This window comes from Vibrio sp. 1249-1, assembly GCF_033340495.1.
This window is the reverse complement of the sequence record NZ_JAWOWJ010000416.1, coordinates 1-774: the sequence shown is the minus strand read 5'-3', so window position 1 is coordinate 774 and position 774 is coordinate 1. Positions and strand designations below refer to the sequence as shown.

Annotated in this window: 1 protein-coding gene; it reads left to right on the top strand. The window is 46.0% G+C overall.

The features are described 5' to 3' along the window. A partial coding sequence (locus tag R7Z50_RS26730; protein ID WP_318149647.1) for a flavodoxin domain-containing protein occupies positions 1 to 774 on the top strand: 774 nt, incomplete at both ends.

Sequence of the window (774 nt, the reverse complement as noted above, 5' to 3'; positions counted from 1 at the left end):
CTGTCTCTGAGTTGTCTTCGCAGCAACTTGCTTGGGTCAGTGGGTACTTTTGGGGTTTAGCTCAACATCAACCAAGTGCGGCGGCAACACCAATCGCCCAAGCAGCTGCCGCAGTATCAGCAAAGCCTGCCGGTAAGTTGACCATCATTTTTGCTTCTCAAACCGGTAACGCAAAAGGTGTTGCTGAAGCGTTGGAACAAGAAGCAAAAGCAGAAGGAATTGCAGTAGAGTTGTTTGATGCAAGCGACTACAAAGGCAAAAACTTAGCCAAAGAAACGCACGTCATCATTGTTGCTTCTACCAACGGTGAAGGTGAAGCGCCAGACAATGCCATTGAGTTGCACGAGTTCTTACAATCTAAGAAAGCACCTAAGCTATCAAACCTTCAATATGGTGTGATTGCATTGGGTGATTCTAGTTATGAGTTCTTCTGCCAAACTGGTAAAGACTTTGACACGTATTTAGCAAAACTGGGCGCGACGTCTTTTATTGACCGTATTGACTGCGATGTTGATTACGAAGCGGCAGCGGAAGAATGGCGCAAGAATGCGCTAGGTAAAGTTAAAGAGACACTATCTTCTGGCAATGAAGCGGAAATTGTTCAACTTCCTGTAGGACAAGCGGCAGCTTCACATTCTCAGTACAACAAACAAAATCCATACACAGCGACGTTACTCACCAGCCAAAAGATCACGGGTCGAGACTCGGGTAAAGATGTTCGCCATATTGAAATCGATCTAGATGGTTCGGGTCTGACATACCAACCAGGTGATG